General features: G+C 72.6%; 21 protein-coding genes and 1 pseudogene. 11 read left to right on the top strand and 11 right to left on the bottom strand.

Annotated features, from left to right (window positions below):
• Positions 1-46: 46 nt before the first annotated feature.
• On the bottom strand, positions 47-1,240 hold the full coding sequence (locus C2L59_RS19100; RefSeq protein WP_370444753.1) for a glycoside hydrolase family 18 protein: 1,194 nt from the start codon (positions 1,238-1,240) through the stop codon (positions 47-49).
• Between the two features lie 152 nt (positions 1,241-1,392).
• Here C2L59_RS19100 and C2L59_RS19105 point away from each other — a divergent pair, with 152 nt between their 5' ends.
• Positions 1,393-1,785, top strand: a complete 393-nt coding sequence (locus C2L59_RS19105; protein WP_103350850.1) for a hypothetical protein — start codon at positions 1,393-1,395, stop codon at positions 1,783-1,785.
• On the opposite strand, the gene C2L59_RS19110 is transcribed toward C2L59_RS19105, so the two are convergent.
• Together C2L59_RS19110 and C2L59_RS47510 are read right to left on the bottom strand one after the other, a co-directional pair.
• Positions 1,779-3,125: a pyridoxal-dependent decarboxylase gene (locus C2L59_RS19110; protein WP_103350911.1), complete on the bottom strand. Its 1,347-nt coding sequence runs from the start codon at positions 3,123-3,125 to the stop codon at positions 1,779-1,781. The two genes, C2L59_RS19105 and C2L59_RS19110, sit on opposite strands and share 7 nt — an antisense overlap.
• A 123-nt stretch (positions 3,126-3,248) precedes the next feature.
• Positions 3,249-3,392: a hypothetical protein gene (locus tag C2L59_RS47510; protein WP_158263092.1), complete on the bottom strand. Its 144-nt coding sequence runs from the start codon at positions 3,390-3,392 to the stop codon at positions 3,249-3,251.
• A gap of 297 nt (positions 3,393-3,689) precedes the next feature.
• Here C2L59_RS47510 and C2L59_RS19120 point away from each other — a divergent pair, with 297 nt between their 5' ends.
• On the top strand, positions 3,690-4,223 hold the full coding sequence (locus C2L59_RS19120; RefSeq protein WP_103350851.1) for a GNAT family N-acetyltransferase: 534 nt from the start codon (positions 3,690-3,692) through the stop codon (positions 4,221-4,223).
• Here the strand turns inward: C2L59_RS19120 and C2L59_RS19125 are convergent.
• Positions 4,213-4,689 carry a nitroreductase family deazaflavin-dependent oxidoreductase gene (locus C2L59_RS19125; RefSeq protein WP_103350852.1) on the bottom strand — a complete coding sequence of 159 codons (477 nt, stop codon included), beginning with the start codon at positions 4,687-4,689 and terminating at the stop codon, positions 4,213-4,215. The genes C2L59_RS19120 and C2L59_RS19125 overlap by 11 nt on opposite strands.
• Positions 4,690-4,721: 32 nt before the next feature.
• On the opposite strand from C2L59_RS19125, the gene C2L59_RS19130 reads away from it, so the two are divergent.
• From C2L59_RS19130 to C2L59_RS19145, 4 genes are all read left to right on the top strand, one after another.
• A complete protein-coding gene (locus C2L59_RS19130) occupies positions 4,722-5,351 on the top strand; it encodes a class I SAM-dependent methyltransferase (RefSeq protein WP_103350853.1) in 630 nt (209 codons plus the stop codon).
• A 95-nt stretch (positions 5,352-5,446) separates the two neighbouring features.
• Positions 5,447-6,619 (top strand): CdaR family transcriptional regulator, encoded by a 1,173-nt coding sequence (locus tag C2L59_RS19135; protein WP_103350854.1) that lies wholly within the window; start codon positions 5,447-5,449, stop codon positions 6,617-6,619.
• Positions 6,620-6,675: 56 nt separating this feature from the next.
• Positions 6,676-7,155 (top strand): DUF2975 domain-containing protein, encoded by a 480-nt coding sequence (locus C2L59_RS19140; RefSeq protein ID WP_103350855.1) that lies wholly within the window; start codon positions 6,676-6,678, stop codon positions 7,153-7,155.
• Positions 7,155-7,367 carry a helix-turn-helix transcriptional regulator gene (locus C2L59_RS19145; RefSeq protein ID WP_103350856.1) on the top strand — a complete coding sequence of 71 codons (213 nt, stop codon included), beginning with the start codon at positions 7,155-7,157 and terminating at the stop codon, positions 7,365-7,367. Before C2L59_RS19140 ends, C2L59_RS19145 begins: the two co-directional genes overlap by 1 nt.
• 148 nt (positions 7,368-7,515) lie before the next feature.
• Here the strand turns inward: C2L59_RS19145 and C2L59_RS19155 are convergent, their stop codons facing one another.
• On the bottom strand, positions 7,516-8,013 hold the full coding sequence (locus C2L59_RS19155; RefSeq protein WP_103350858.1) for a hypothetical protein: 498 nt from the start codon (positions 8,011-8,013) through the stop codon (positions 7,516-7,518).
• A 275-nt stretch (positions 8,014-8,288) separates the two neighbouring features.
• On the opposite strand from C2L59_RS19155, the gene C2L59_RS19160 reads away from it, so the two are divergent.
• Entirely contained in the window at positions 8,289-9,362 is a 1,074-nt protein-coding gene (locus tag C2L59_RS19160) for a DUF3068 domain-containing protein (RefSeq protein ID WP_103350859.1), read from the top strand.
• A 3-nt stretch (positions 9,363-9,365) separates the two neighbouring features.
• On the opposite strand, the gene C2L59_RS19165 is transcribed toward C2L59_RS19160, so the two are convergent.
• On the bottom strand, positions 9,366-10,061 hold the full coding sequence (locus tag C2L59_RS19165; protein WP_103350912.1) for a bifunctional 2-polyprenyl-6-hydroxyphenol methylase/3-demethylubiquinol 3-O-methyltransferase UbiG: 696 nt from the start codon (positions 10,059-10,061) through the stop codon (positions 9,366-9,368).
• Positions 10,062-10,212: 151 nt separating this feature from the next.
• On the opposite strand from C2L59_RS19165, the gene C2L59_RS19170 reads away from it, so the two are divergent.
• Positions 10,213-11,445, top strand: coding sequence for a glycosyltransferase family 4 protein (locus tag C2L59_RS19170; RefSeq protein WP_103350860.1), 1,233 nt, complete (start codon positions 10,213-10,215; stop codon positions 11,443-11,445).
• Positions 11,446-12,353: 908 nt separating this feature from the next.
• Here the strand turns inward: C2L59_RS19170 and C2L59_RS19180 are convergent.
• Together C2L59_RS19180 and C2L59_RS19185 are read right to left on the bottom strand one after the other, a co-directional pair.
• Complete coding sequence (locus tag C2L59_RS19180; RefSeq protein ID WP_103350861.1) at positions 12,354-12,536, bottom strand: hypothetical protein; 183 nt, start codon at positions 12,534-12,536, stop codon at positions 12,354-12,356.
• Positions 12,537-12,539: 3 nt separating this feature from the next.
• Entirely contained in the window at positions 12,540-14,222 is a 1,683-nt protein-coding gene (locus C2L59_RS19185) for a hypothetical protein (RefSeq protein WP_103350862.1), read from the bottom strand.
• A gap of 70 nt (positions 14,223-14,292) precedes the next feature.
• Here C2L59_RS19185 and C2L59_RS19190 point away from each other — a divergent pair.
• A pseudogene (locus tag C2L59_RS19190) lies at positions 14,293-15,494 on the top strand (polysaccharide biosynthesis protein).
• Between the two features lie 253 nt (positions 15,495-15,747).
• On the opposite strand, the gene C2L59_RS19195 reads toward C2L59_RS19190, so the two are convergent.
• A complete protein-coding gene (locus C2L59_RS19195) occupies positions 15,748-19,761 on the bottom strand; it encodes an alpha-(1->3)-arabinofuranosyltransferase (protein WP_103350863.1) in 4,014 nt (1,337 codons plus the stop codon).
• A gap of 132 nt (positions 19,762-19,893) precedes the next feature.
• Between C2L59_RS19195 and C2L59_RS19200 the strand changes: the two genes are divergently transcribed.
• Complete coding sequence (locus tag C2L59_RS19200; protein WP_233223576.1) at positions 19,894-20,544, top strand: class I SAM-dependent methyltransferase; 651 nt, start codon at positions 19,894-19,896, stop codon at positions 20,542-20,544.
• Here C2L59_RS19200 and C2L59_RS19205 read toward each other — a convergent pair.
• Both C2L59_RS19205 and C2L59_RS19210 read right to left on the bottom strand, forming a co-directional pair.
• Positions 20,538-22,274, bottom strand: coding sequence for a hypothetical protein (locus C2L59_RS19205; RefSeq protein WP_103350914.1), 1,737 nt, complete (start codon positions 22,272-22,274; stop codon positions 20,538-20,540). The two genes, C2L59_RS19200 and C2L59_RS19205, sit on opposite strands and share 7 nt — an antisense overlap.
• Positions 22,275-22,285: 11 nt before the next feature.
• Complete coding sequence (locus tag C2L59_RS19210; protein ID WP_103350864.1) at positions 22,286-23,866, bottom strand: substrate-binding and VWA domain-containing protein; 1,581 nt, start codon at positions 23,864-23,866, stop codon at positions 22,286-22,288.
• Positions 23,867-24,126: 260 nt separating this feature from the next.
• Here C2L59_RS19210 and C2L59_RS19215 point away from each other — a divergent pair, with 260 nt between their 5' ends.
• Positions 24,127-24,927, top strand: coding sequence for a hypothetical protein (locus tag C2L59_RS19215; protein ID WP_103350865.1), 801 nt, complete (start codon positions 24,127-24,129; stop codon positions 24,925-24,927).
• The last annotated feature ends 65 nt before the right edge of the window (positions 24,928-24,992 follow it).

Genomic DNA, 24,992 nt, shown 5'->3' on the forward strand with positions numbered 1-24,992 from the left:
GGACGAAGGGCCCGGGCGCGCTCACGCCCGGGCCCTCCAGCTTTTTTCAGCAGGGGCCCGCGATGGCCCGCAGCAGTTCCGCGTTCGCGGTGTCGCCGGACAGCTCCCAGGCGAACACGCCGCCGAGCCCCTGCGACTTCGCGTAACCGGCCTTCGCCGACGCCGTCTCGGGCGTGTCGTAGCTCCACCACTGCGAACCGCACTTCGCGTACGCCGTACCGGCGACGCGGCCGTTGGCCGGGCACTTGGTCTTGAGCACCTTGTAGTCCTCGACCCCGGCTTCGTACGTGCCGGGTGCCGGGCCGGTGGCCGTGCCGCCGGGCTGCTTCTGCGTCACGCCGTCCCAGCCGCGGCCGTAGAACCCGAGGCCCAGCAGCAGCTTCGACGACGGCACGCCCTGGTGGCGCAGTTTCTGGATCGCCGCGTCGGCGTAGAAGCCGGCGGTCGGGAGACCCGGGTAGGCACGCAGCGGCGAGTGCGGCGCGGTGGGCCCGGTCGGGCCGGCACCGGCGACGAAGTAGTCGTAGGTCATCACGTTGTACCAGTCGAGGTACCGGCTCGCGGCGCCGTACTCGGTGGCGTCGATCTTGCCGCCCTTCGAGCCGTCGGCGGTGATCGCGGCGGTGACCAGCTGGCGCCCGAATTTCGCGCGCAACGCCTTGACCAGCCCGGTGAACGCCTTCGGCCCGCTCGTGTCGCAGGTGTTGCCGCAGGCGTTCGGGTACTCCCAGTCGATGTCGATGCCGTCGAAGACCCCCGCCCAGCGTGGGTCGTTCACCAGGTTGTAGCAGGACTCGGCGAACGCGGCCGGGTTCTTCGCCGCCTCGGTGAACCCGGCCGACCAGGTCCAGCCGCCGAAGGACCACAGCACCTTGAGCTTCGGGTTCAGCTTCTTGAGTTCGAGGATCTGGTTGAAGCTCCCGTGCAGCGCACCGGGTTCGGCGCTGTCGGCCTGGCCGCTGACGCTGGTGGCGGCGTCGTAGGGCATGTCGTGGTCGGCCCACGGATCGCCGACCGCGCACCCGCCGCCGGTCACGTTCCCGAAGGCGTAGTTGATGTGGGTCAGCTTCGCGGCCGACCCGGACGTCTCGATGTCCTTGACGTGGTAGCCGCGGGCGTAGACGTCCCAGTCGGCGAAGTAGGCCATCACCTTGCCCGGCGCCTGCCCGGCTTCCGCGGGCGGCGCCACGACGGCGGCACCGGCCAGCGCGAGCGCGGCGACGGCGATGCTTTTTCTCATGCGGAGCACGGGTTTCCCTTCGCGGGCCGGCCGGGTGGACGTGCCGAGGCTAACAGGTCCAGACCACTGCGGACCAGAGCGAATCGTGTGGTCAGCGGGTTTCTCGATACCTCCGCAGCCCGGTCCGGATTCACGCGTGCGATGATCGGGCGATGACCGAGTTCGGCTGCGCCCGCTGCTCCGGCGAAGACGCCCTGACCGCGCTGGCCTTCTGCACGACCCGGCTGAACCGGACCCATCGCCTGGTCGATCGGTCGCACTTCAGCATCTCCCTGCGCCGGTGCCCGGAATGCGGCCAGTCGTTCGCCGCGATCTTCACCGAGTTCGTCGACCACGCCGGCGGCGAAGACGCGCAGTACTTCGACTTCGTCCCGCTCACCACCGCCGAAGTGTCCGCTTTGGCGGCGCAGGGTCCCCGCGTCGACCTGGCCGGACTGGGCGCGCTGGGCAGTGTCCGGCGGCGGCTGTCGTCGAGCTGGCCGACCGGCGGCGAGAAGGAAATCGCCTGGCGGACGGACTCGCTCTCGGTGCGCGAAGGTCAGTGACCGGTCAGGCGGAGGATCGCCTCGGCGCTGCGGTCGACGTCGGCCTCCGTCGTCGACCAGCCGGACACCGAGATCCGCAGGTACCGGCGGCCGCGCCAGGTCGTGCCGCCCAGCCAGCAGGTGCCGTCGTCCTGGACCTTCCGGATGACCTCGTCGGTGTCGTCGCCGAAGGACACCAGGACCTGGTTGAGGACGACGTCGTTGCCGATTTCCGCGTCACCGTCGGCGAGTTTCCCGGCGAAGCGGCGGGCCAGCCGGCAGCAGCGGCCGACGAGCTCGGCGACGCCGTCGCGGCCGAGCTCCCGCAGGGCCGCCCAGACCGCGAACCCGCGGGCGCGGCGCGACGACTCCAGCGTCAGGTCGCCCATGCCGGACACCTCCCCGGCGCCGGTGAGGTAGGCGGCCCGGTAGGCGATCGCCGCGGCGTGGACGTCCGGGCGCGCGCAGAAGACGAACCCGGAGTCATACGGCACGTTGAGCCACTTGTGCCCGTCGCAGGCCCAGGAATCGGCGAGTTCGACGCCGTCGAGGAGCGCTCTGGTGGCCGGGCCGGCGGCGGCCCAGAGCCCGAAGGCGCCGTCGACGTGGAGCCAGGCGCGGCCGGCGGCTTCCCGGGCGGCGCGCAGATCGTCGCACGCGCCGGTGTTGACGTTTCCCGCCTGCAGGCAGACGATCAGCGGCCCGCTCCCGGCTTCGCACACCCTTCGGAGGTCTTCGACGTCGATCGCCCCCTGCGGGCCGGTTTTGACCGGCTCGACGGCCCGCGTGCCGAAGCCGAGCAGCCGCAGGGCGCGGTCGATGGTGGCGTGCCGTTCTTCGCTCGCGACGACGCGGACGCGCGGAGCACCGGCGAGGCCGTCGCGTTCGACGTCCCAGCCCGCTTCGGCGAGCACGTGGTGGCGGGCCGCGGCGAGCCCGGCGGTGTTCGCGGCCTGGCCGCCGGTGACGAACCCGGTGGAGGCGGTGGCCGGGATGCCGAGCAGGTCCTTCAGCCACGTTCCGGCGACGTCCTCGGCGGCGGCCGCGGCGGGCGAGAGGACGGCGTTGAAGCCGTTCTGGTCCCAGCCGGCGGCGAGCACGTCGGCGGCGGTGGCGGCGGGCAGCGCACCGCCGACGACGAAGCCGAAGAACCGCGGCCCGGCACTGGCGACAAGCCCGGGCTCGGCGGCGCGCGCGAGGTGTTCGAGCACTTCGGACGGTGGCGTCGGGTGCGCGGGAAGCGAACCGCCGAACCCGGCCCGCAGGGCGGCGGGATCGACGGGCCGGGCGACGGGCCGGTCCGCAAGGGAGGCCCGGTACCCGGCGGCCAGCTCGGCGGCGCGGGCGAGGAGAGCGTGCAGTTCGTCCACGCGCCGACTGTAGGCCGGTTCCGCCGAGGGGTACGGCGGAATTTCATCCGGGCTTCCGCCGGCTCTCCTGCGGTGGTCGTGAGTGCTAAGGCCGGTGCTGACTCGCGTTGCCACTCACGACGGGCGGGTGGAACGCCGGTTCTGACCCGCCTTGCCGCTCACGACGGACGGGTGGGCGGCCCGGCGGTTCTCCCGCGCCAGCTCGACCGTCGCCGCGATCCGCCGGTACCACTCCGTCCTGGGCCTCAGCCAGTACATCCCCCGTCCCCGTCCGCCGGGCCAGGTCCACCGCCGCCTGCCCCGCCGGGGTCATCAGCCCGGCCTCGGTCAGCCGGGCCACCCGGTCGCGGTTCACCCGGCTCCACGTGCTCGCCGGCTTCCGCGGCGTGCAGCACAAGTACGTGCTCTCCGCGTCACGCCGCAGCGCCTTGCTGTGGATCCACCCGAAACACAGCGCCGCCAGCCACGCTCGCCACTCACCGGCCGACGTGACCTCCAGCACCGCGATCCTTTCCGGCGGGAACAACCGGCGTCCTCCCGGCGTAACGTCCTGGTATGGAGACCCCGTTGAGCACCGACCGGCTCGTGATCCGGGACTGGACGCCTGCCGACGCCGAAGCCGCGTTCGCCATCTACGGCGCGGAAGACGTCACGCACTGGCTGACCCCGGCCATGAACCGCGTTGGCGACGTCGACGCGATGCGCGCAGTGCTGCACGCCTGGCAGGAGGCCCAGCCGAACCTGCCGCCGCCGCGTGGGCGGTGGGCCGTCGAACGCAAGGAAGACGGCGTGGTGATCGGCGGGCTCGGCATCCGGCTGCTGCCGCCGTTCGAAGAGGACCTCGAACTGAGCTGGCAGCTCACCCCCGGCGTCTGGGGCAAGGGCTACGCGTCCGAGGCGGCGACCGCGCTGATCGAATGGGCGTTCACCCAGGACACCGAGGAGCTGTTCGCGGTCGCACGGCCGAACAACACGCGGGCGATCGCCGTCGCCAAGCGGCTCGGCATGCAGTGGGTCGGCGAGACCGACAAGTACTACAACCTGCGGCTGCAGGTGTACCGGATCCGGCACACCGACCTCATCGGCTGACCGGCTCCAGCAGGAAGACGCGGATCTCGCGGTGCCCGGCCCGCACGGCGTACCGGTCGTAGGCGGGCCAGTACGCCGCCACCGCGTCCCACATCTCCCGACGCTCGTCCCCGGTCAGGAGCCGCCCGGTGACGTCGACGGTCCGCCCGTGCACGGCGACCGTCGCTCCCGGGCGGGCCAGCAGGTTCGCCGACCACGCCGGATGCGCCTCGCCGCCCCAGTTCGAGCCGATCACGACGTACCCGCCGGCGCGCTCGACGTACAGCAGCGGCACCTGGCGGGGCTCGCCGCTGCGCCGGCCGATGGTCGTGAGCAGCAACGTCCGCAGCCCGACCGCCGCGCCGACGCCGACCCGGCCGCCGCTGACCCGCAGCAGTACCCGGTCCGCGGGCACGAGCGCGCGCCCGAGCACCGCGAACGCCCGGCTCTTGCCGAACCCGGCGAAGACACCCCGTAAACCGGCCACGGCGTGATCCTAGGTCTGGCAAGGTGCCGGGCATGATCCGCCCCGAAACCGCCGCCGAGGTCTTCGACGCGCTCGGCCTCTCCTACGAGCACGCGTTCCGCACCGCGACCGCCCACCGGGCCGCGCTCACCGACCTGCTCGACGCGCTGCCACCGGAGGCCCGGGTCCTCGACCTCGGTTCCGGCACCGGACGGCCGACGGCGGAGCTGCTGGTCGCGGCCGGCCACGACGTCACCGGCTACGACGTCGCGCCGAAGATGGTCGAGATCGCCCGGAGCCAGGTGCCGGCCGCCCGCTTCGAGCTCGGCGACATGCGCGAACTGTCCTTCCCGGACGGCACCTGGGACACGATCACGGCGTTCTTCTCGATGCTCCAGCTCCCGCGGGCCGAGCAGGAGACGATGCTCGCCCGCGTGGCGGCCTGGCTGAAACCCGGCGGCGTGCTGGTGTTCGCCACCGTGCCGGCCGACGTCGACGGGGTCGACATCGTGTTCATGGGCCACCCGGTCCGGGCGAGCAGCTTCGCGGCCGGCGCGCTCAAGGAGCTGCTGCGGGCCGCGGGGCTCGAGGTCGTCCGCGTGGAGGAGGCCGAGTTCGTCCCCGACCACCCCGGCGCCGGGCCGGAACCGCACGTCTACCTCACCGCCCGCAAGCCGGGCTGAGCCGTCAAGACCTCCCGGCGTCGATCACCCGACGGACCTGAATTTTGCTCAACTTCGTGCATGTCCCGCGCGGCGGACCCGAGCTAAAGTGAGGGATGGGCATCGACGCTCTGGCCAGGCCGGTACCTCGCGAACACCGCGAGCTCGTGCGCGAGATGCTGGCCCGGCTGCCCGAGTTCGCCGACCGGCTGGCCCGGCTGCTCGGCGAGCAGGACGAGTTCTACCGGCAGGTCGAGGACGTCGCCCCCGGGGAACTCCGGCAGGTCTGCCGGGCCAACCTCGAACGCGCGCTGACCGCGCTGGCCGAAGGGCGCGGCCTCGCGCTCGACGCCGCCCGCAAGACCGGGCTGGCCCAGGCGCGCCAGGGCATCCCGCTGCCCGCCGTGCTGCGCGCGTTCCGGATCGGCGGCACCTTCGTCTACGAAGGGCTCCTCGAGCTCGCCGGCCCCGAATTCCTCAACCCGACCCGGACGATCGAGATCAACTCCTACGTCTGGAAGGCGATCGACCTCTACTCCGACGCCCTGACCACGGCGTACGACCAGGTCGCGGCCGAGCCGTCGCACGCGAACGCGCGGCTGCTGGACGATCTGCTGCGCGGGCGGCTCACCGGCCAGGCGGACATGGAAGCCGCGGCTCGCGAGCTGGGTTTGCCGACCGCCGGCATGTTCGTCGCCGTGGTCACCGAACGCGTCGAGCCCGACGAGCACGACAGCGTCGAGGCGCTGCTGCGGGCGCGGCGCTGGCGGTCGGCGTGGCGGCCCGGCGGCGAGGCGGGCCTGGTCGCGATCGACCGGATCGAGGACGTCCGGCGGCTGCGCGAAGTGCTGGGTTCGCTGCCCGTGGCGGCCGGGATGAGCCGGCCGTTCAGCGGTTTCCCGGACGTCCCGGACGCCCTGCACCGGGCCCGGATCGCCCGCCGCTCACTGCCGTCGGCGATTGCGGGTGTCGTCGTGTTCGGCGACTCGCCGGTCACGACTCTGGTCGCCGCCGCGCCGGGGATGGCCCGCGACGTCGTGCGGGCGGCGCTGGCCGGGGTGCTCGCGCTGCCGGCCGCGGAACGGAAGGTCCTGCTCGACACGCTGCTCGCGTGGTTCGCCGGCCACGGCTCGGCGAAGGAGGCCGCGGACCGGCTGTTCGTGCACCCCAACACGGTCCGCTACCGGCTGCGCCGGGTGCAGGAGCTGACCAAGCGCGACCTCACCGACCCGGTCGACATCGGCGAGCTGTACGTCGCGCTGGAGTCGGTGCGCCTGGAACCGGAATGATCGCTTTTCGATCACCATCGATTGACTTTCGATAGGCAGCGCGCGATAGTCGGCGCATGGTTACCGAGAAGTGGGCCGTCGCCGCGCTCCGGGTGTTCCTCGTGGTGCTGTTCGGCGTCCTCGTCGTGTTCCAGACGCTCTCGCTCCCGGGCGGGATCGCCTACCACGCGCAGCAGAACCCGCACGACGCGCCGCTGCGCTGGCCGTTGACCGCCATCGCGGTCTTCCTCGTGCTGTGCGTCCAGGTGGTGCTCGTCGCGACCTGGAAGCTCCTGACGCTGGTCAAGAAGGACCGGATCTTCACCACCGCGTCCCTGAAGTGGGTCGACGCGATCGTCTGGGCGATCGGCGCGGCGTGGCTGGTACTCGGCGGAATGCTGCTGTTCGTCGGCTTCAACGCGGACGACCCGGGCATGCCGATGCTGCTGTTCCTGGTGACGGTGTCGGTCACCGTGCTGGGCCTGGTGATGCTGGTGATGCGCGCCCTCCTGCGGCAGGCGACGGCGCTGCGGTCCGACCTGGAAGCGGTCATCTGATGCCGATCGTCGTGCGCATCGACGTCGAACTGGCCAAGCGGAAGATGAGCGTCGGGGAGTTCGCGGAGAAGGTCGGCCTGACACCGGCCAACGTGGCGGTCCTGAAGAACGGCCGCGCGAAGGCGGTGCGGTTCAGCACCCTGGAGGCGATGTGCCGGGTCCTCGGCTGCCAGCCCGGCGACCTGCTCGAGTGGGTCGAAGACGACCTCTGACCGAGCCGGCGCCAAGCCGCGCCAGCGGGCCCAAGCGCCCCAATGTGGCGTTCGGTGCATCCAACGCACCCAATGTGGCGTTCGGTGCATCCAACGCACCCAATGTGGCGTTCGGTGCATCCAGCGCACCCAACGCCACATTGGGGGCTTAAGCCGCGTCGATGGTGACCAGGCGGGCCAGGTCCAGGAGCGTGCCCTCGAAGCCCGGGCCGGCCGTCAGGGCCACCGTCAGCGGGCCGCCGCGGCGGTCCCTGCCCATCGGCAGGCGGACCGCCGGTTCCGTCCACTGCGGACGGTCCACACCGGCCGAAACCACCACGTCCGGGCGCGCCGGGCGGTGCTTGCGGCCGCCGGCGTCCAGGTCCAGGACCACGTTGCCGTGCAGGGAAAGCAGGGCGGCGACGTCCGCCACCGCGTCTCGCAGCTCGCGGTCGGCGATCGAGTCCGAGTGCGCGCCGATCGCCGGGCGGGGCGGCTCGGCGTCGCGGGCCAGCCGCGGCACGATCGCGCCGAGGTGGCCCGGGGCGCAGGTGAGAACCCGGATGCCGGGCACGCCCGCCTGCGGGTCGGCGATGCTGATTCCCGCGCTCGCGGCGGCCGCCACGATCCGGGCCCGCCAGCGCGCGGTCGCCGCGATGGCGACCATCGAAGAGTCCTGGGGCAAAAGGGATTTTCTCCTCTGCGGCTCCGGCGCGGCGGCGGGGGGGATCGTCCGATGGTGGGCCTGCGCCCGTTGTGCCCGGGAACAAACATGTTTGGTCGCCTGGGCCGAACGGCGGTGCGCATGCGGCCTTCCGGGCGCACCGGGTGTCTGTGACCCGAGGTCACACTTTGACGCGCGGCGTGGCGCGGGCCACTATCCGGGCACCTTGATTACCGCCGGGTAATTTGCGTGGCGGCGAAACCGACCCAGGAGGACCGTTGCGACGTGCTTTCGGCCTGATCTTGCTGGCACTGGGCGTCTTCGCCGTCGCCGGGGCGGTGCTCCTCCCCACGTACGTGTACCCGAAGCTCGCCAAGGTGCCCCTCGACCAGGACTCGACGTCGGTGCTCGAAGGCACCGCGAGCAAGGTCCTCGCCGTCACCGACCAGGGCACCGGCCCGGTCACCGAGATCCGCGAGAACCGGAAGCTCACCGCGACCGCGCGCGTCCAAGCGAACTTCGCCCGGCCCGAGATGCACCAGGACACCGACTACGCGGTCTGGCTGCTCGCGGTGCAGGTCAAGGACGACGCCGACGACACCGTGCTCAGCGCGAGCAAGCGGCAGGTCTGCTTCGACCGGCGTACCGCCGAGGGCTACGACCCGCGGGGCGCGACCGACCCGAAGTGCACCCGGGAAAGCAGCTACGTCACCGAACTCGGCGACAAGGCCGAGAAGGCGAACCAGAAGCCGCCCGAGGTCAACGACTACAAGCCCCAGCCCGGCCTGAACTTCAAGTTCCCGTTCGGCACCGAGCAGAAGGACTACCCGGTCTACGACGACAACACCGGCAAGGCCGTCACCGCCCGGTACGCCGGAACCGAGACGGTCAGCGGGGTCGAGACCTACAAGTTCGTCCAGAACATCCCGGACACCCGGATCGCCACGAAGAAGCCGGTCCCCGGTTCACTCCTCGGCTCCACCGAGCCGACGGTCGAGGCGGACCTGTACTACCGCGGTGTCACCACGATGTGGGTCGAGCCGGTCACCGGGATCGAGGTGAAGCAGCAGCAACAACAGCACCAGGAGCTGCGGTCGGCCACCACCGCACCGGTCGTCGTGTTCGACGGGACGCTGGCCTTCAACGGCAACACGATCGCGCGGATGGTCGACCAGATCGACGAAAACCGCGGCCGGTTGAAGTTCCTCTCCAGCACCGGCCCGCTCTGGCTGGGCATCGGCGGTGGCGTGCTGATCGTCGCCGCGATCTTCCTGCTGATCCGCCGCCGCCCGGCCGAGCCGCCGGCCCCGCCGCAGCGGCGGCACCGGGTGCCGGTCGGCGCCGACCGCTGAGCATCAGCGCCGCTTCAGCACCAGGACGAGGTTCCAGGACGCTATTTCGCGAAGGCCGGGAATCCGCACGATCCACATCGCCCAGCTCGGGTGGTAACGCGGATACCCGGCCACCAGCTCGGCCAGCGGTGTCGTTTTCGCCCAGCGGAGAGCGGCGCCGACGGAAACCGGGAACAGGCTTTCGCCGAATTTGTTCTTCGGCTGCTTCCCGAGTTTCCGCGCATACCGCTGCCGGGCGTAGTGGCCGCCGAGGAAATGCCAGGGCGCGGTCTCGTGACCGCCCCACGGGGAATACCACGGCGTGAACGACGCGAAGACCGTGCCGCCGGGCTTGGTCACCCGGCACATCTCGTCGAGCATCACCCACGGCTCGGCGACGTGCTCCAGCACGTTGGACGAGTAGCAGACGTCCACGGAACCGCTGCGCACCGGCAGTTCCGTGCCACTGGCGCGGATCATGTTCTCCCCCGGCTCGCCGCGCGCGGACAGTTCGCCGACGTCCGGGTCGAGGCCGAGGTAGACCGCGCCGGCCGCGCGGAACGCGTCGGAGAAATAACCGGGACCCCCGCCGACGTCGAGCACCGTGCACCCGGACAGCGGAGTGTGCGCCGCCAGTTGCCGGACCGAGTCGGCGGCCAGCGCGGAATAGAAGCCGTCCGGATCCGCCTGCTCGGTGAGGAATGTCCGGAACAGCGTCACGGAACGGCCGAGCGTGGCCCGGTGCGGGCGCTCGATGACCGGATTACCTACCATTGAACCGTCGCTTTCCCGAATACGTTCATCTACTGTGTACGCACCGGTAACCTAGCATCGTCGCTACAGTTTGGATAACCCGATGGAACGTCCTCGTGTGCTCCTCGTCAACTGGCGCGACACCGGCCACCCCGAAGGCGGCGGCTCGGAGCGGTACGTCGAGCGCATGGCCGAAGGCCTGGCCAGAGCGGGCTACCGGGTCGAGATCCGGTGCGCCGAGTACCCGGGCGCGGCGCCCGGCGAGTGGCGCGACGGCGTCCGCTACCGGCGGCGGGGCAACAAGTTCGGCGTCTACGCGCACGCGCTGCGCGCGATCCGCCGGGCCCGCGCCGACCTGGTGGTGGACGTGCAGAACGGGATGCCGTTCTTCGCCCGGCTGGTGGCCGGCTGCCCGGTGCTGGTGCTCGTGCACCACGTCCACAAGGAACAGTGGATCAGCGCGCTCGGCGAGACGCTGGGCCGGATCGGCTGGTGGATCGAGTCGCGGCTGGCGCCGTGGCTGTTCCGCCACTGCCGCTACGTCACGGTTTCCGAGGTCACCAAGGCGGAACTGGCGGAGCTGGGCGTCGGCGGCGAGCGCGTCACGGTGGTCCCGAACGGCCTCGACGCGCCGCCGCCGTGCACGTCCGAGCGGGACAGCGAGCCGACGCTGGTCGCGGTGAGCAGGCTGGTGCCCCACAAGCGGATCGAGCACGCGATCGACGTGGTGGCGCGCCTGGCGCGGCGCTGGCCGTCCCTGCGGCTGGAGGTCGTCGGCCAGGGACCGTGGGAGCAGGTGCTGCGCGACCACGCGGCCTCGCGCGGCGTCGCGGACCGCGTCGTCCTGCACGGCTGGGTGGACGAGCAGGCCAAGCACGAGATCCTGGCGCGCTCGTGGCTGCACCTGTGCCCCTCGGTGAAGGAGGGCTGGGGCATCGTGATCATGGAGGCCGCGGCCCACGGCGTGCCTTCGATCGCCTACCGCGCGGCCGGTGGCGTGACGGAGTCCATTGTGGAAGGCCGGACCGGCCTGCTGGCGGACGGTTTCGAGGATTTCACCGACCGGGTCGACGGCTTGCTCGCCGACGGGCTGCGGCGCGCGGAGATGGGCCTGGCGGGCGCGGATCGGGCGGGCCGGTTCAGCTGGGACGCGAGCGTGGGGCAGTTCGAGTCATTGGTGCGGGACGTCTCGGGGCTGCCCGCGCCGAGGCCGCGCCGCCTGGTCCCGTACCGCATCCCGGAACTCGCCCAGCAACCGGGCCGCGGCGGGCGCGTCGAAGTCCTTGCGGCGGGCGCGCACGGTGATCGTGGTGGTGCCGCCGGTGGTGGCCGCGCCGAACGCCACGCCTGACCGGCCGCTCGCCGCCGGGTAGAACGCCAGCGAGCGCACCGTGTCCCCGGTGGACACCAGCCCGAGGTTCGAGACCAGGAACGTCGATCCGAGCCGGCTCGCCAGCAGCCGCGTCGCCAGGCGGGCGAGGCGGCTGCTGCGGGCCGGGAAATCCGGTTCCGGTGGCTGTGCACCGAGCAGCGCGGCGACGTCGGCCGCCGGGCTCAGGCGCAGGCGGAAGAACGCGCTGTCGTGCACCGGTTCCGGCGCCGCGCCCGACCGGCGTGACGCGCCCAGCGCCGCCACCACGCGGGCCGTTCGGGCGCCGTGCGCGCGGTTCCAGCGCCCGGTCGCGTGGGCGGCCGCCGTCACGAACCCCGCGGCGCCCAGCCGCAGCCCGGGTTCGTGCGAAGCCACGAAGACGTCTCCCGACGCTTCGCGCCCGCGATCGGGGGTGATCCGGGCCGGTGGCGCCAAAAGCGCCTCAGCGAGCCGCTGGACGGCCGACCGGGCAAAGGATGTGCCGCCCGGCCGCGCGCCGATCCCGGTCGCCGCCGAGGAAACCGGGACGTCGAGGAGGATGCCGAGCAGGGCCAGCAGGCCGAGGCCGTCGAGGGCGCCGTGGTGCGCGGCGATCAGGAGCGTCGCGTCGCCGGCGGCGACGCGCACGAGCGGCGCGGCGCGTTCGTAGGGCGCCGACGCGAACCGGTCCCGGACGGCGGGCAGGTCGGTGATCCGCTCGATCTCCGGCAGGGCGCCGAGATGGGGGTACTGCTGGACGGCGGCGGCCAGCCGCGCGCGAAGCTTTTCCGGTTCCGGTGCGGCCACGCCGAGGCCCGCTTCGAGGAGGATGCTCCACGAAACGGTGGGGTCGCCGTAGAGCCCGACGACGCGGTGCGCGTGGTCGGAGGCGAGCCGGGTCACGCGCCTCAGCGGTCCCCGTAGAGCTTGAGGGGGTGGTCCGCCGGGTTGTACTTCACCTGCGCGTTGAGTTTTTCCTGCACCGGGGCGGACGTGTCCGGGTCCGCGCCCTTGATGAGGGCGAACCCCGCCCCGGTCGCCACCCCGCCGCCGATGATGACGGCGACGACCGCGCCGATGACCGTGCCCACGTGTCACTCCTTCCGCGGCGGGGAATTCCTGCCGCGGCCCAATGTACGCATCGGTAACATGCGGCACAACAGTGCGACGCACAGCAACGTCAGCGCTACTCCGTTCGCCAGCAAGACCGGCGCCCACGCAACCGCTTTCACCGCCGGCACACCCGGGGTCCGGTACAGCGTCAGCCATTCACCCGACCACACCGGTGTCGCGTCGGCGAGCAACCGCGGGTCGACGTCACCGGGTGTGCCGTGTTCGACGAGGATCCAGCCGATGCCCGCGTCGGTGAGCTCCCGCGCCGATGTCGCGGCGCGGACGTCGCCGATCCGCGGGTCCTCGCCGGCGATGCGTTCGGTGCCGACCTGCAGGGTGTCGTCCACCAGCACCGGTCTCGGCAGGGCCCGCGGCGCCGGGTCGAGCTGGGTGCGGTCGTCGTTCCAGGCGAACCCGCGGAACGCCGAGAGCGGCAACGCCAGCACGTCGCCGGGCCGGTCACCGAGCTTTTCGGACACGGTCCGCCAGTCGGCCGGGTACTGCGCGGTGCCGAGCCGTCCCCAGCCGCCCCACGCCAAATCGGGCATCGTCACGAGCGGGAAGACGGCCACCGCGGCCACCAGCGCGGCGCGTCCCGTCGCGGTTTTCAGCTGCGCGGCGGCGGTTTCGGCGGCCAAGGCGAGCCCCAGCGCAAGCGGCAGGGCCCACCACGCCACCCATTTCTGGGCGTCCCGCAGCAGTCCGGCGCCGGGCAGGTGCCGCGTCGCCGCGGTGAGCAGCGCGTCGCCGCCCGGCAACGTCGCCAGCGACGCCAGCAGCACGCCCAGCAAGCCGAGCAGGGAAAGGGAACGCGCCGGCGCCTTGCCCCACCGCTTCGCGAGCGGCCACAGCCCGGCGACCGCGACGGCCGCGACGACCAGCGTCAGCACCGGCACCAGCGGCATGGCCCGGCTGCCGGGCACGGTTTCGGCGTTCCAGATGCCACCCAGCCCGAGCACGCTGACCAGCGCCGGCGCCCAGCTTTCGGCGCGGGCGCTGAACGCCGTGACGCCGGTGGGATCGGAGAACGTCCCGCCGGCGTTGAGCAACGTCGGCACCAGCCACGGCAGGTTGAGCAGGACGGCGATGGGGACGGTCTGCCCGAGCCGGCGGGACCCGGCGGCGGCGACCATGACGGCGGCGGCGAGCACCCCGCCCGGCGGCGTCAGCACGGCGGGCGCGCCCGCGATCACCAGCCGGGGCAGGGAATTCGGCGCGTGCTCGCGGGCGGCGAGCCCGGCGGCGGCGATCCAGGGCAGGCACGCGTACGTCAGCAGCAGCGGCCAGTGCCCGATGAAGAGCCGTTCGGCCACGTACGGCGTCCAGGCGTAGGCGGTCGCGGCGACGAGCCGGGTCCCGGTGTGCTCGGTCGGCACGAGCCGGCCGGCACCCAGCGCGGCGCCGAAGACGGCCAGGAGCAGGACGATCTTCTGGACGACGTCCCCCGGCAGGACGGTGGTGGCGAGCGCGACGGCGGCGTCGGCGGGCACGGACCGCGGCAGCGTGCTGCCGGCCCCGAAGGCGTCCGGCACGAAGTACTGCCGTGGCGCGAAGACCATGTCGTAGCTCAGGACGAACCCGCGCCCGAGCAGCGGCGCGCAGACGGCGAACGCCAGCGCGGCGGACAGCACGGGCAGGGCCAGCCGCCTGCTCGGTGCGTCCACGGGCCTTCCTTTCCGTTGCCGGCGCGGTTAGGGTCCCAGGTCATTACCCGCCGGTAATGGGAGCCCGCCGTTGAGCGTAGACACCGAAGTCCCGGCCCGGACCGGCAACCGGGTCGCGGCGATCCTCGTCTCGCTCGCGCTCGCGGGCAACAACGCGGCCAGTTACGTGCTGAGCCTGGCGGCGGCGCGGATCCTCGCGCCGGGCGCGTTCGGGGAGCTGAGCTCGCTGCTGGCGGTGCTGGTGGTCGGCGTCGTGCCGGCGATGGGCCTGCAGACCGTGGTGGCCCTGCGGGTGGCGCGGTCGCCGTCGCTGGCGCGGGATTCGTTGTTCGCGCTCGGGCTGGTGACGAGCGCGATCGTCGCGACGGCGGCGTTGACGCTGAGCCCGCTGCTGGTGCTGTTGCTGCACCTGGGTTCGCTGACCCCGGCGCTGCTGGTGACGGCCGCGCTCGGGCCGTTGACGCTGCTGGGCGTGTTCCACGGCCTGCTGCAGGGCAGCCACCGGTTCGCCCTGCTGGCCGGGCTGATCGCGCTGGAGGGGCTGGGCAAGGTCGGCGGTTCGGTGGTGGGGCTGGTGGTCGCGAAGTCCCCCACCGGCGCGCTGGCCGGGGCGGCGATCGGTTCGCTGGCGGCGGTGGTGGCGGGCTGGCAGGTGTGCGGCCGCCCGCGTCCCCGCTGGGCCGACCGCCACGGCGGCGAGGTGCTGCACACGGCCCAGGCGATGCTGGCGCTGGTCCTGCTGGTGAACCTGGACCTGGTCCTGGCGCGCCACACGCTGCCGTCGGCTTCGGCCGGGGAATACGCGCTCGGGGCGATCGTCACGAAGATCGCGTACTGGCTGCCGCAGGCGTGGGCGTGCTGGTCCTGCCGCGGTTCGCCGTGTCCTCCCGTCGTCGCCGTGTGCTGCCGGTGGCGCTGGCTGTGTGCGCCGGCCTGGACGCGGTGGTGCTGCTGGTTTCGCTGGTGCTCGGCCCTTCGCTGCTGACCTTGATCGGCGGGGTGAGGTACGCGGGCGCCACGATGCCGGTGTGGCCGTTCGCCCTGGCGGGCTCGATGCTGGCGCTGGTCCAGATCCTGCTGTACGCCCGTCTCGCGGACGGCGACCGCCGCGTGACGGTGCTGATGTGGTCGGCGGTCGCGGTGGAGGCGGTGCTGATCACGACGTGGCTGCACGGCTCGGCCACCCAGGTGGTGACGGCGGCCGCCGTCACCGCCGGCGCGCTGGCCGCGGCGGGCGCGGTACTGGAGCTCCGGCCCCGCAAACCGGCCTGAGCAGGCCCCCGTTTTCGACGCTACCACCAACCACCGACAGTTCCGCGAGCCCGCAACTCACGTGACCAGACCCGGAACCGACGTGACCAGACCCGGAACTCGCGTGATCCAAGCCGGAACTCGCGTGATTGAAGTCGGAACTCGCGTGTTCCGGCCCCGATCACGCGAGTTACGGGTTCAGACACACGAGTTACGGGTTCAGACACGCGAGTTACGGGTTCAGGCACGCGGGTTGTGGTTCGGGTGTGAGCCGCTATGTTGTGGGTTGGGTGGGGGTTTCCTTGCGGGTGAACCAGTCCACGCAGGTTGCCACCATGGCTGCCGCGGCCAGGAGGAGGGCGGCCTGGGTGACCGGGCCGTAGGCCCACTCCTGGCCGTGGCCCAGTACCCGGCCCACCACCGACACCGCCGCCGCCAGGGCCATGCCGCCGAACGCCACGTACCTCGGGGCCCGCTCCGAGAACTGGCGGGCCAGCAGGCAGGCGATCAGCAGCACCACCGGCAGCATCCCGCCCAGCGCCACCAGCAGCCCGATCAGCACCACCGGCACCACCACCCCGCCGCCCGGTGACACCGTGAAGCGCCGGCGGCGGGCCGGCCAGAACACGCCTGCCAGCAGGGCCAGGACCGCCGCCGCGCCGATCAGGAGGCTCAGGCGGTAGTGCTCGTCCGGGGTGAACGACAGCGACACCACGCCGCCCGGGCCTGCCGGGACGATCCACGCCTGCTGCCAGCCGTCCACGCGGGTGCGGGTCAGCTGCCGGCCGTCCAAAGTGGCCACCCAGCCCGCGTTCGCGTTCTCCGGGACCGCCAGCACGGCTTCCTCGCCCGGCGCCACCGTCACCGACCGCGACGTCGCGTCCCAGGCGCCCACCTGCACCGCGCGGTGCCCCGGCGGCGAAGACGGACCCCCCGGGCGCAGCCACAGGTCCTGGACCACGAACGACTCCGACCGGTCCGTGCGCAGCTCGTGCCCGCCGGCCGGCAACGCGATGCCACCCTCGGAATCGCGGCACATCCGCAGCTCCAGCGGCCGGTGCGCGGTGATGTCGGCCAGCGTCCCCTGCACCGACGTCCGGTAGTCGAGCCCGTCGAGGTGGACGTTCGGGCCCGAACCGCACGGCACCGTGAACGCCGGGTCCGGCCCCGGCAGCAGGTCGGGGCTGCCGGACAGCGCCAGGCTGCCGATGCCCACCACCGACCGGGCCGTGGGATCGTCGTCGTCGCCCGGCAGCACGATCTGCAGCTGGTCGGTGTCCAGTGGCTCGAACGACGCCGACCCGCCCGCGTCGAGCTGCACGTCCCGGGTCACCGACCGGCCGACCAGCTGCACTTCCCGCGGCGCGCGGGCCCCGCCGGCCGCCGAAACCCCGATGTGCAGCCCGGAAATCCGCTTCGGCGACGGCCAGCCGAGGGTCAGCGCCGGGCGCAGGTCCGTGACGTCGGGCCGCCACGTCGTGCCCGCGTCGCCGTCCACCGCCGCGAAGCCGCCGGCCGCGGGGTCGCCGCCCAGCTGCGACGTCGAAGACACCGTGACACCCGGCAGCGTCACCGGGTTCTGGCCGCCGCCCGCCGGCAGCACCGAGCCGCCGACCACGTACGTCTCGTCGGCCGGGGTGCTGAACAACCGCCGGAGGCCGTCGGGTTCCTCGCCGTCGCGGGCGGTCGCGGCGTCGCACCGCACGGCGTCACCCACCGGCAGGCACGCGTACCGCGGCTGCGCGCCGCGGGTGAACGCGAACCCGGGCGCCGGTCCGGCGGGCAGGTCGGCCGGCACCTCCAGCGCACGCTGCGGCTCGGTGCCCGGGATGTTCAGCTCCGCGACGCCGAAGTTGCCGTCCTGACGGCCCACCACCAGCGACAGCAGCGTGATCCGCACCTTGCGGGTCAGGCCGGCGGCCACCGGGTAGTCGTGCGGCCCGGTGCCGCGGATCACCTGCTGGTCGACCGAGCCGTTGTCCGTGGTGATCCGGATCCGGGTGGCCGGCCAGCCCACCCGGATGTCGTCCACGAGCTGCAGGGCCACCGAGTTCACCAGCCGCGGGGTGTCCAGTTCGACCTCGAGCCACTGGCCGATCGGCCCGGTGAACGTCGAGGACTGCCACGCCGTGCGCGGGTCGCCGTCGATCGCGGCGAACGGCTGGTGCGAAGGATCGGACCCGCCGAAGGCGTCGGCGAACGACGCCGCCGTCGACGCCGTCACCGAGCGGATGCCCCGGTAGGCGGCCACGGTCTGGTGCTCCTGCCCCGGGAACGGCAGCAGGTCCCCCGCCGCGCGCTGCTGGCGGTAGGCCTCGCCGGCGGTCAGCGTCTGGCTGAGGTTGTCGCGGACGCCGCCGACGTTCCGCTCGGCGCGGCGCAGGCCGTCGGTCACCAGGCGCGGGCCGCCGGGCGACCCGCCGTCGCCGGTCAGCACCGTCGGCGTTGCCGGGTCGAGCTGGCCCGAGTCGAGCAGCGGCAGCAGGTTCTCCGGGCCGCCGCTCACCGTCGGGACGTCCTTTGTGGACGTCGCGGTGGCGAGCGGCACCGGCTTGCCCACCTCGTAGACCTCGAGCGGCCCGAACTGCGCCGCCTTGGCGATCCCCGGCGACCCGGCCAGGCCGGCGCGCAGGGTCGCGACCGGCGGCGCCGCCGTCCGCTCGCGGTCGATGTCGTTGCGAAGCAGCAGGAACCGGTAGCCGGAGCGGGCGAGCAGCGCGGCGAGCCCGGGATCGCCGCGGCCGTCGGCCAGCGCCGCGTCCACCGAGTCCATCAGCCGCGTGTTTCCTTCGGACCCCAGCGGCACCTGGTTGCGGACCGCCCACGGGCTCCGCGCGATGGCCTGCGCGGGCTCGTCGACCGTGCGGCCCCAGCCGTACTCGCCGAACCCGGTGGCCGGCAGCAGCAGGGTCCGCGCGTCCGGATCGGCCTTGGCGACGTAGCCCATCGCGTCGTACCAGTAGCCGGGCACCGCGTCCCAGCCCGGACCGGACCGCAGGTTCAGCAGCCACGCCGGGGCCGCCATCACCAGCACCAGCAGCAGGCCCAGTGCGGGCCGCAGGAACCGGCGCGCGGACTTCAGCCCGGCCGGGCTCGCGATGCCGTGCACGAACGCCAGCATCAGCGGCAGCCGCAGCACCGGCTCGAACTTGTGCACGTTGCGCAGCGGGGCCAGCGGCCCGTCGAGCAGGTGCCGGACCTGCTCGGCCAGCGGGCTGTCGAGCGTGCCGACGTACCCGACGGTCAGCAGGGTCAGCCCGGTCAGCACGCCCAGCACGAGGAACCGGCGTTCCGGCAGGCCGCGGCGGGTCAGCCCGAGCAGGCCGACACCGGCGACGAGCCCGGTGGCGAGCATCAGCACCGGGTTGTCGATCAGCGACCAGCCGCCGGGCCACCACGGCGTGCCCTGCACGACGTAGGCGACCCACTGGTTCGTCCCGCGCAGCACCTCGAACAGCGACATCGGCGCGGTCGTGTTCGTCGCGGACTCGATGTAGTCCAGGAACGGCAGGCTGTACTCGCCGAGCAGCAGCAGCGGCAGGATCCACCACAGGGTCGCGCCGATGACGAAGACGAACCACCACAGGACGAGCTCGACGTGCGCCCGCGTCCACCGGCGGGTCAGCAGCCACAGTCCCGGCAGGACGAGCGCCATCACCACCATCGCGCCGTTGACGCCGCCCATGCACAGCACGGCCAGCGCGGACAGCCCGGCGGCCCGCCGCGGCGAACCGGTCACGCCGGCCCGCACCAGCGGCACCAGCACCCACGGCAGCAGCACCGCGGGCAGCATTTCCGCGGACAGACCGCCGATTTCGGTCAGCATGCGCGGCGCGAGCGCGTAGCCGAGGGCGCCGGCCAGCCGGGTGCGCTCGGAGCCGATCTTCATCGCCCGCGCCAGCAGCAGCGCGCCGCCGAACGCGGCCGACAACAGGATCGCGCCCCACAGCCGCTGCGCGATCCACGCCGGCACGCCGGCGGCCTGGCACAACGCGAAGAACGGGCCCATCGGGAACAGGTAGCCGTACGCCTGGTTCTGCAGCTCCCCCGCGGTGGCCTGCGGGTTCCACAGGTGCAGCGCGCGGCCGAGGAAGGCGAGCGGGTCGACGGCGAGGTCGAGCTTCGTGTCGAACGTCGTCTTCCCCGGCATCTGCAGGAACGACAACGTGGTCAGGGCCAGCACGATCCAGGTACCCGGCCGGCGGAAGAACGCGCCCACCGGGAACTTCCGGGCGCCGCCGGTGGGCGGGGCGTCGTCCCGGGACCGTTCGCGGGTGGCGGTTACCATCCGGTAGATACTAGGCCGAAACCTGGCTACCATGTGCCGACAGTTTTGCTGACGACAGCAGTCCCGACCTCAGGCAGGTGCGCCATCTCCTTCGAAGATGCCTGGGCTCTGGCCGAGCCGGTCAAGGGCTGGATGACGCGCGCGCAGGGCGAAGTGCTGTGGAACGCCGTGTGCCGCTTGGAAAAGGGCGACGTCGTCCTGGAAATCGGCAGCCACCAGGGCCGCTCGACGATCGTCCTGGGTGCCGCCGCCCGCACGGCCGGGGCCACGGTGATCGCGGTCGACCCGTTCGTCGACGGCCGGTTGTTCGGCGGATCGCCGACGCGGCAGCTGTTCGAGCGCAACATCCGCCGGGCCGGCCTCGACGACGTCGTCGAGCTCGTCGCCGGCTACAGCACGCGACTGCGCCCTGACTGGGACCGGCCCCTACAGCTGCTTTACATCGACGGCAAGCACGACTACTGGACCTGCACCGACGACCTGCGCTGGTCGGAGCATCTGCCGCCCGGCGCGGAAATCCTGGTCCACGACTGCTTTTCCTCGATCGGCGTCACCCTCGGCACGATCGCGAAGGTCCTCTTCGGACGCCGGTACACCTATCTGGACCGGGCGACGTCGCTGGCGCGGTTCCGGCTGACCCCGCCGACCGCCCGCGACCGGCTGCGCGTGCTGGCCCAGCTGCCGTGGTTCCTGCGCAACGTCGTGCTCAAGGTGCTGCTGCGCCTGCGGTTGCGGCCGCTCGCGCGGCTGCTCGGCCACGACAGCCCGTACGACCCCTACTGAGTCACCGGCTTCCCGATCTCGATCTTCGCGACGCACACCGGCGCGCCCGGGCTCGACAGCTGCACACCGATGTGGTCGAACAGACCGTCCACCGGCAGGTACACCGTGTGCAGGCCGGGCTGGAACCACACCGGCGTCCGCTCGACCAGCCCTTCGCCACCGTCCGATGTGTAGTAGTCCAGCTTGAGCAGGTACCGGCCCAGCACCGGGGTGTCGAGCGGGATGCGCACCAGCGTTTCGCCGATCGCGTTGCCGCAGTTCGGGACGGGGCCGGGCAGGGCGCGGGAAACCGGGTCGACGCCGGTGATCCGGTGCGGGGTGCCGGTCGCGTCGAGCACGTGCATCCGGCCGGCCGGCTGGTCGAAGCGGGTGCCGGGCAGCAGGCCGACCACCCGCGACGCCCGGGAGTCCGCACCGAACCATTCGTGCACCACATCGGACGGCACGAACGTGTCGTAGAAGGCCAGCTCGGGATCTTCCGCCACGGCGGCCCGCACATTTGCGACGTACTGCCCGGAATGCTCGAACCGCAGCGCCGGGGAAAGCCGCGAGAATCCCACCGAGGAACTGGCGAGCAGCAGGACACAGAGGAGTGCGGCGATCGGCCGTTCACCCTTTCCGCCGGACGGCCCACCGGGGGAAAGAAAGGCGAACCCGCCACAGAAAGCGGCCACCAACGCCAGGTCGGCGACGTACCGCGGGTCGTCGCCCGCCGACGGGCCGACCTCGCTCAGCCGGGTCAGCGCCAGCAGGGCGACGTCCACCGCGAACACCGCTCCGAACAGCGCCCAGGCCGTCCACGCGCGCCGGCCGCCGGCGCGCCCGCCGGCGATGAGCACCGCGAGGGCGGCCACCAGCAGCACGGCGACCACCGCGAACGGCGACGGTGCCCAGGTCGCGCCCGCACCGGGGCCGGACCACGGCCCGCCGGCCAGGCCCGGCAACAGGGTGTCGCCGAGCATCCGGCCGGTCAGGTCGGCGACCGTGCCCGCCGACATCGGCTGCGTCCCCTGGCCGACCTGGCTCGACGTCACCACGAAGAAGACGGTCACGAACGCGGCCAGCAGCCCGGCGTGGCCCGCCCAGTAGCGGGCGTGCGTCCGGAACGGCCGTCCGAGCAGGACGGTCACCCCGGCCAGCAGCACCGGGATCACCGCGGCCTTCTCGTAGAACGCCAGCCCGAAGAGCGTCCACGCGAAGACACCGAGCCACCAGCGGCCGCCGTCGCCGAGGTACCGGACGTGCGCGTGCAGCGCGCCGGCCGCGGCCAGCACCACCGGCACCAGCTGGATGCCGAAGGACCACCACAGCGTCGGGACCAGCAGCAACGTCGACGCCGTGACCACGGTGAACGGCACCAGAATTGCCCAGCGGCGGCCGAAGCAGCGCACCAGCAGGCACCAGAACAGTACGGTGGCGGCGGCCCGCATGAGCAGCACCGGCAGCATCAGGACGCCGAAGTTCAGCGGCGCCCACCACGTCAGCACGACGGCCAGGAAGAACCCGCCGGGCTGCAGGTGCCCGTGGTAGTCCTGGAACAGGTAGCCGAGGTCGAACGGCCCGGCCGTGGCCGCCTGGTGGGTGACGACGAAGTCGTCCTGGGCGAGGCTCCCGTGCAGGGCGGCCCAGGTGTACAGCGCGAACGGGACCACCCCCGCGACGAACGCGGCGAGGACCAGCGCGGCCGGTCTTCGGATCGCCCGTGGCGACGGCTTTTCGATCTCCACCAACACGGGGATCCTCAATTCTTGCAGGCGGGCGGCTGGCACATGAGCTTGCTCAACGCCTGGTAGAAGACGTCGGAAATCTTGCGCGGGTCCGGCGTGGTGAACGACTCGCCGCCGGTCGCCGCGGACACCTGCCGCAGCTCGCTCGCGTCGATGTCCGGGCCGATGCCGATGCCGATCACCGGCAGCGGCTTGCGCGGGTCCTGCAGCCGGCCCAGCTCGGCGAGCAGGCCGGGCAGCCCGATCGAGTCGCTGTCCTCGTTGCGGCCGTCGGTGAGCACGACGACGACGTTGATCCGGCCGAGCTGCCAGCTCTGCCGGGCGTTCTGGTAGGCGGCGAGGATCGAGTCGTACAGCCCGGTCGCGCCGCCGGGCTTGGGCTTGACCGCCTGCAGCGTCGCCACCCCGCCCGAGGCGAGCTGCTGCGCGATCGACCGCATCGGCAGCAGTTCCTTGTAGTCCTTGCTGCCGTCCAGTTTGGTCGAGAACAGCCAGAGGCCGATCTCGGTCGTCGGCTTGAACAGCCCCAGCCCCTGCGTCGCGGCTTCGAGGGTGAGCGCCATCCGGCTGCGGCCGGTGCCGGGCACGGTGGCGGCCATCGACCCGGACACGTCGAGCAGCACCTGGACGCGGGCGCTGAGGTTCACCCCGGCCCACGCCTGGAGCACGCCGTACATCGCTTCGGGCGCGGGCGGCCCGGCCGGGCGCGGCGCGGCGTTCGTGCGGGTGTCCCGGGGCCGGTCGCCGAGCAGCTGCCCGGACGGCGTCCGGAACCCGCCGTCGGCGAACGCCTTGGTCGAGGTCTGGTCGAGCAGCAGCCGCAGGAACCGCTCGGCTGCCGACCGCGACGCCTCCGACGCCCGCGGCAGCACGACGTACGGGTAGTCGAAGCTGGGCACGCCGACCGCGGGGTAGGCGGCGACGAGCTTCTTGGCCAGCACCGACTGCTCCGACGCCGGCCACGCGGTGAACGGCTCCTTCACCGCCGAGAGCCGGCGGATCTCCTCGGTGAACGCCGCGGCCGGGTCGGGCGCGTCCTTCGTCAGCTGCTGCAGGCCGATCAGGGCGGCGATCGCGGCCGGATCCCGGCCCGGGTCGGGCAACCCGACCGGGCCGCCCGCGAGGACGTCTGACCAGGACGGTGACTTCGCCGGCCAGCCGGCCTGCTTCGCGACGTCGTCGGTCAGCGCCAGCACCACCGGCGAGCTGGCCACCGGCTGGCCGGACTCGGGCAGGTTCCACGCGCCGCCGTCGCGGGCCTGCAGCAGCCAGCCGCTCGACTCCGGCACCCACACGTCGGGGCCGGTCGCGCCGTTGGCCTCGAGGGCGGTCGCGGTGGCCGTCGACGGGCTCGCGGTGACCTCCACGGCGTAGCAGTCGCCCGCCGGGACGGTCCGGGCGAGCGCGGTCAGCACCGGGGCGATGTCCGGCGCGGCCGTGACGCGCACCGGGGTCGTCGTGTCGCAGCCGCCGCCGGCCAGCCGGTCCTTGAGGTAGCCGACGCCGGCCCAAGCGAGCAGGGCGGCCACGAGCAGCACGCTCAGGACGACGACCCGTGCGTCGATCCGCCGGGCCCGCGCCGGGTGTGCCGCCATGCACGTCCCTTCCGTCATGAGGTGCTGGCAGCTTGCCAGCCGGGTGAGCGGGAAGCCAGTACCGGAAGCGGAACGTCACCACCGGCTCGTGAACCGGCGGTGAAGGAATTGCGTCGTGCGGCCATTTTGGTGATGGCACGGAATCGCGTGACGTTTTCCGCTTGACCTCCGTCCAACGTGGGTATCAGCACGATGGCGAAATCACGGGGATGATTTCGCCGTCCCCGAAACGGCGATACGGCACCGAACGGAGACGCACCGTGCGCACGATGTACGACGCGGTCACGGCCGCGAACATCCCCGGCGACGCCCGGATGGTCGCGGGATACATCGACCGGATCAAGCTGGCCCCCTGGTCGGCCGCGGATTGGGCGCGCTTTCCGAACGCGGTCAAGGTCACCATCGTCAAGAAGGCGGGCACGAACGACGGGCACGTCCTCGACGTCGAGCCCGGCGACGCCGACCCGGGTGAGGCGCCCGGCTGGGTCCGGATGCGCCGCGCGGCGGGCGCGGACCCGACGATCTACTGCAGCCTCTCGACCTGGCCGTCGGTGCGGTCCGCGTTCTCCTCCGCCGGGATCGCCGAGCCGCACTACTGGATCGCCCACTACAACGGCGATCCCGCCATCCCGGCCGGCGCGGTCGCCAAGCAGTACCTGGGGAACGTGGCCCCGGGCTACGACGTCTCGTCCGTCGCCGACTACTGGCCCGGCGTGGACGGATCCGAACCGGCCTCGACTGGAGTGGAGATCATGGAACGCATCACCGTCACCCCGCCGAACAACGAAGAGAACACGGTGCGCGTATTCCTGTCCGGCAGCCCCGGCGCGGCGGTCGTCATCCGGCCCCGGCTGGGCGGCGACGGCTTCGCGAAACCCATGTGGGTGGGCAACATCTACGCCTGGGGCAACGACCACCAGGGCGTCGGCCACAACCCGGCGCAGACGGGCGGCTACAACGCACGGCTCACGTCGCACCGGCGTTACGACCTGCCGGGTGCGGTGTGGGCCGACATCAACTACAGCGCGTCCGATCCGTTCGAGGTCGACATCGTCGGCTAGCGCTCACGCAGGATCAGCAGGCCGCGGGGCGCCGGTGGACGGCAACCGCAGCGCCGGCCTGGCTC

Source organism: Amycolatopsis sp. CA-128772 (assembly GCF_002904295.1).
GTDB lineage: Bacteria > Actinomycetota > Actinomycetes > Mycobacteriales > Pseudonocardiaceae > Amycolatopsis.

What these genes read in the sequence shown, in the direction of transcription:
- C2L59_RS19155 (WP_103350858.1), bottom strand. Translation starts at nt 8,013, where the DNA reads ATGGTCGCCATCGCGGCGACCGCGCGCTGGCGGGCCCGGATCGTGGCG.
- C2L59_RS19105 (WP_103350850.1), top strand. Translation starts at nt 1,393, where the DNA reads ATGACCGAGTTCGGCTGCGCCCGCTGCTCCGGCGAAGACGCCCTGACC.
- C2L59_RS47510 (WP_158263092.1), bottom strand. Translation starts at nt 3,392, where the DNA reads ATGTACTGGCTGAGGCCCAGGACGGAGTGGTACCGGCGGATCGCGGCG.
- C2L59_RS19120 (WP_103350851.1), top strand. Translation starts at nt 3,690, where the DNA reads ATGGAGACCCCGTTGAGCACCGACCGGCTCGTGATCCGGGACTGGACG.
- C2L59_RS19135 (WP_103350854.1), top strand. Translation starts at nt 5,447, where the DNA reads ATGGGCATCGACGCTCTGGCCAGGCCGGTACCTCGCGAACACCGCGAG.
- C2L59_RS19130 (WP_103350853.1), top strand. Translation starts at nt 4,722, where the DNA reads ATGATCCGCCCCGAAACCGCCGCCGAGGTCTTCGACGCGCTCGGCCTC.
- C2L59_RS19145 (WP_103350856.1), top strand. Translation starts at nt 7,155, where the DNA reads ATGCCGATCGTCGTGCGCATCGACGTCGAACTGGCCAAGCGGAAGATG.
- C2L59_RS19210 (WP_103350864.1), bottom strand. Translation starts at nt 23,866, where the DNA reads ATGGCGGCACACCCGGCGCGGGCCCGGCGGATCGACGCACGGGTCGTC.
- C2L59_RS19140 (WP_103350855.1), top strand. Translation starts at nt 6,676, where the DNA reads ATGGTTACCGAGAAGTGGGCCGTCGCCGCGCTCCGGGTGTTCCTCGTG.
- C2L59_RS19100 (WP_370444753.1), bottom strand. Translation starts at nt 1,240, where the DNA reads ATGAGAAAAAGCATCGCCGTCGCCGCGCTCGCGCTGGCCGGTGCCGCC.
- C2L59_RS19200 (WP_233223576.1), top strand. Translation starts at nt 19,894, where the DNA reads ATGACGCGCGCGCAGGGCGAAGTGCTGTGGAACGCCGTGTGCCGCTTG.
- C2L59_RS19195 (WP_103350863.1), bottom strand. Translation starts at nt 19,761, where the DNA reads ATGGTAACCGCCACCCGCGAACGGTCCCGGGACGACGCCCCGCCCACC.